Raw genomic sequence first — 4,472 nt, 5'->3', positions numbered from 1 at the left:
GGTCGACAAGACCCGCGAGCGTTATGTGCAGATCTACGAGCGTCTGACCGGCAGCCGCTGGTCGTGACGGGACGAGGTTGCCGAACGGCTGGGCGAACCCGCCGCTCGAATTTCGGAAAAGCGTGCGCGAAAGCGCCTCGTGCCCATATCATGGACGCGAGGCGCCGCATGGCGTCCGATTTGTGAGACAGGAGGAAGCCCTTGGGGCGGATCATCGTCGAAGTCATGCCGAAGCCTGAAATTCTCGACCCGCAGGGCAAGGCCGTGCGCGGAGCCTTCCTTCGGCACGGAGTGGACGTCTTCACAGACGTGCGGCAGGGCAAGCGTTTCCAGCTTTCCGTGGAGGGGCCGGTGACCGAGGGGCATCTGGAGTCCGCCCGCGAACTCGCCGCCGCGAGCCTTTCCAACCCGATCATCGAGGACGTCGTCGCCGTCTACGCTGCGGAGGACGAGCGGTGAGGATCGGCGTGGTCACGTTCCCGGGAACGTTGGACGACGGCGACGCCGCGCGCGCCGTTCGATTGGCCGGAGGTGAGCCCGTCGCTCTGTGGCACGCCTCAGACGACGTCGGGGAAGTCGATGCGATCGTGCTGCCCGGGGGCTTTTCCTACGGCGACTACCTCAGATGCGGGGCCATAGCCGCGCTGACCCCCGTCATGTCGGCCGTCGTCAAGGCGGCGGGCAAGGGCGTTCCCGTGCTGGGGATCTGCAACGGATTCCAGATTCTGTGCGAGGCGCACCTGCTGCCCGGGGCGCTGGTCCGCAACGAGGGGCAGCGTTTCGTCTGCCGCGAGCAAGAGCTTGCGGTCGAGAACGCGGACACGCCGTGGACCTCCGGTTTCACGAGGGGCCAGGTCATCACGATTCCGTTGAAGAACGGCGAAGGGTGCTTCCAGGCCGACGCCGAAACCGTAGCTCGCCTCGAAGGCGAGGGGCGCGTGGCCTTCCGATACGTCGGAGTCAACCCCAACGGGTCGGTCGACGACATCGCGGGTGTCGTCTCCGAGTCGGGGAACGTCGTCGGGCTCATGCCTCACCCGGAGCACGCCGTCGAATCGGGTTTCGGCCCGGGCGGCGCCGACGGGCTCCGTTCGGGAACCGACGGGCTGACCTTTTTCACATCCGCCCTCGAATCGGTTCTCGCATAGCGGCGCGAAGGGCCGCGAATCCAGCGCTCACATTTCGGGACGCCGCCCCGCCCAAGGGATGCGACGCTCCCCTCGGAACAGGAGAATCCATGGCCTCGGCCGAGCACCGCAACGAAAGCTATGACACCGTCGAGGAAGCAGCCGCGACGCCCGAGCAGCCCATGCCCTGGGCCGAGCTCGGCCTCAAAGAGGACGAATACGCGAGCATCAGGCAGATCCTCGGCAGGCGTCCCACGGCCGCCGAGCTCGCCATGTACTCGGTCATGTGGTCCGAGCACTGCTCGTACAAGTCCTCGAAGATCCACCTCAAGCAATTCGGCAGCAAGCTCACGCCCGAGATGCGTGAGCGCCTGCTCGTGGGCATGGGCGAGAACGCCGGAGTCGTGGACATCGGCGACGGCTGGGCCGTGACGTTCAAGGTGGAATCGCACAATCACCCGAGCTTTGTTGAGCCCTATCAGGGAGCTGCCACCGGCGTGGGCGGCATCGTGCGCGACATTGTCTCCATGGGCGCCCGCCCCGTGGCGGTCATGGACCAGCTGCGCTTTGGCGACGTCGGACATGCGGACACGGCCCGCGTGGTGCACGGCGTCGTCGCCGGCGTCGGCGGATACGGCAACTGCCTCGGGCTGCCGAACATCGGCGGGGAGACCGAATTCGACGCGTCCTACCAGGAGAATCCGCTCGTCAACGCCCTGTGCGTGGGCGTGCTGCGCCACGGCGACGTCCACCTCGCCAACGCTTCGGGCGAGGGCAACAAGGTGGTGCTCTTCGGGGCGCGCACCGGCGGCGACGGCATCGGCGGGGCGTCGATCCTTGCCTCCGAGGCCTTCGAAGACGGCATGCCCGCCAAACGGCCCTCGGTGCAGGTGGGCGACCCGTTTATGGAGAAGGTCCTCATCGAATGCTGCCTCGAGCTCTTCGCGGGGGGCCTCGTCTTGGGAATCCAAGACCTCGGTGCGGCCGGAATTTCCTGCGCCACGAGCGAGCTCGCCTCCAACGGCGACGGCGGCATGCACGTGGACCTCGAGAACGTTCTTCTGCGCGACCCCACCCTCACCGCCGGGGAAATCCTCATGAGCGAATCGCAGGAGCGGATGATGGCCGTCGTCGCCCCGGACAAGCTTGATGCGTTCATGGACGTCGTCGGCAAGTGGGAGGTTGAGGCTGCCGTCATCGGGACCGTCAATTCCTCGGGGCGGCTGACGATCGACCACCACGGGTACAGGATCGTCGACGTCGATCCGCGGTCCGTCGCCCACGAAGGCCCTGCATACGAGCGGCCGTACGCCCGTCCGCAGTGGCAGGACGCGCTCAACGCCGACGGCGCGGATGGGCTTTCCCGCCCCGGTTCACCGGCCGAGCTGCGCGAGCACGTCATGCGCGTGCTCGCCGATCCGAATCAGGCGGGCGCGGGCTGGGTGACCGACCAGTATGACAGGTTCGTCCGCGGAAACACGGCCCTTTCCCAACCCGACGACGCAGGGGTGATCCGCGTTGACGAGGAAACCGGGCGGGGTATCGCGATTTCCACCGACGCCAACGGGCGCTACACGAAGCTCGACCCGTACGAGGGCGCCCGCCAGGCTCTGGCCGAGGCGTACCGCAACGTTTGCACCGTGGGCGCGAAGCCTCTGGCGGTCACCGACTGCCTGAACTTCGGTTCGCCGGAGGACCCGGACGCCATGTGGCAGCTCGTCCAGGCGATCACCGGGCTTGCGGATGCCTGCAGGGAGATGGGCGTGCCCGTGACCGGCGGAAACGTCTCGCTATACAATTCGCACGGCAAGGAGAAAGGCCGCGTCGACTCGTCGATCAACCCGACGCCTGTCGTCGGCGTCCTCGGAGTCATGGACGACGTGCGCACCGCCGTGCCGTCCGGCTGGCGGGAGGACGGCCTCGCCGTCGTGCTGCTCGGCCGCACCCGCGACGAGCTCGACGGCTCCGCCTGGGCGCGGGCGATCCACGGACATTTGGGCGGGCGGCCGCCGAAGGCGGACCTTCAGGCGGAAATGGCGCTGGGGCGCGTGCTTTTGGCATTGCACGACGCCGACACCGGCGATCTCGGGCCCGTCCTGGCCGCGGCGCACGACGTTTCCAACGGGGGCCTCGTCCAGGCGCTCGCGGACATGTCCGTGCGGGCGGGGGTCGGCGCGTCTGTCGATCTGGCGGATCTGGCTTCCCGCGAGGGAATCGACAATTTCACCGCGCTTTTCTCGGAGTCGCAGGCCCGCGCGGTGCTTGCCGTCCCCGAAGGCTATCTCGATCTCGTGCTGCGCGCGGCCGAGGCCGAGGGCGTTGCGGCCGTGCGTTTGGGGACGACGGGCGGGGAGCTGCTTGCGATCCAGCTTGCCGCCGAGCGGTGGGCCGCAGCCGACGGGGCCGAATGGTCTGCTGAAGCTTCTGTCGATGCGCCTGCCAAGCCAGGCGCTGCTGGCGGGGCTGTGGCGTCGCCCGTCGCTGACTCGCCTCTCGGGCCGGAGACCGGCGGTCCGGCGGGAAGCTCCGACGAGGGCCTGGCGGGAAGCTCCGACGAGGTTTTGGTGTTCGACGTCGCCGAACTCGCTGCCGCGTCCGACGCGGTGCTGCGCGGTCTCTTCGATTGAGCCGTCCCGCTTTCTCTTCGATTGAGACGTCCCGCTTCGGGTCGGTTTGCGCATGATTCGGGTCGATCGTGCGATTCGGACCGGTCGCGCGGGGCTGGCCAACGGCAGCTTTTTGCTGCACCATGTAGCACCCGCTTTCTTTGCTGCGCGATGCAGCACCGCTCCGGCCCTGAGATCCTTCGCGCTTCAAAGCCGTTCATGGACGGACTTGATTTTGTCCCGTAGGTCGGCGCTCGCTGCAGCCACGGACAATGCGAAAAGGGCAGGAGAAAGTGGAAGCTTCACGGTCCAGTCGTTCCACCTCGATACGTAGATTGCTAGAGGCACCGTGGCGGCAAGGGCCAAGGCGTTGGCGACGACCGACAGGATTGAGCACGCGACAGTGGTTCGATCCGCCAAAGTCGCGATTGCGAGGATGTATGCGCAAGGGATCAGTATGCACAACGGCCGTTCGGTGAGCGACAGAAGATAGCCTTCGATATCGGCTTCAGCGGGACGGTAGGAGGTGTGGTTGTCGAGCCAATGGGCTTGAATCAACACGGCTGCGGTGGCCAAGGTCAGAAGAATGAGCACAAGCAATGCTGGCTTGACTTTGATTTTCGATGAAGACTTCAGCTTTGAGTCGCTGTAGTAATCGAAGACATCCGGTTCACCGGTCATCGGGCTGCTCCTTCGGTGTTTTTGCCTGTGTGCGCTTGAAATGCGACTCATATGGTGT

General features: G+C 66.3%; 4 protein-coding genes. 3 read left to right on the top strand and 1 reads right to left on the bottom strand.

The features are described 5' to 3' along the window. The first annotated feature begins 201 nt into the window (after positions 1–201). The 3 genes from ACO48X_RS10870 (at position 202) to purL (ending at position 3,754) form a co-directional block, all read left to right on the top strand. A complete protein-coding gene (locus ACO48X_RS10870) occupies positions 202–459 on the top strand; it encodes a phosphoribosylformylglycinamidine synthase subunit PurS (protein ID WP_485002104.1) in 258 nt (85 codons plus the stop codon). Further along, positions 456–1,148 (top strand): phosphoribosylformylglycinamidine synthase subunit PurQ, encoded by a 693-nt coding sequence (gene purQ, locus ACO48X_RS10865; protein WP_485002103.1) that lies wholly within the window; start codon positions 456–458, stop codon positions 1,146–1,148. The genes ACO48X_RS10870 and purQ overlap by 4 nt, the downstream gene beginning before the upstream one ends. Before the next feature lie 89 nt (positions 1,149–1,237). Next, positions 1,238–3,754, top strand: a complete 2,517-nt coding sequence (gene purL, locus ACO48X_RS10860) for a phosphoribosylformylglycinamidine synthase subunit PurL (protein WP_485002102.1) — start codon at positions 1,238–1,240, stop codon at positions 3,752–3,754. 186 nt (positions 3,755–3,940) lie between these two features. On the opposite strand, the gene ACO48X_RS10855 is transcribed toward purL, so the two are convergent. Next, positions 3,941–4,472: hypothetical protein (locus tag ACO48X_RS10855; protein ID WP_485002101.1), on the bottom strand; the 532-nt coding region annotated here is incomplete at its 5' end.

The sequence above is a fragment of the Peptidiphaga sp. genome, assembly GCF_057238965.1.
Note: the sequence above shows the minus strand (reverse complement) of the source record. Positions and strands in the feature narration are given on the sequence as shown.

Excerpts from the sequence above, each read along its gene's own strand:
- purL (WP_485002102.1), top strand. The coding sequence starts at position 1,238 with ATGGCCTCGGCCGAGCACCGCAACGAAAGCTATGACACCGTCGAGGAA.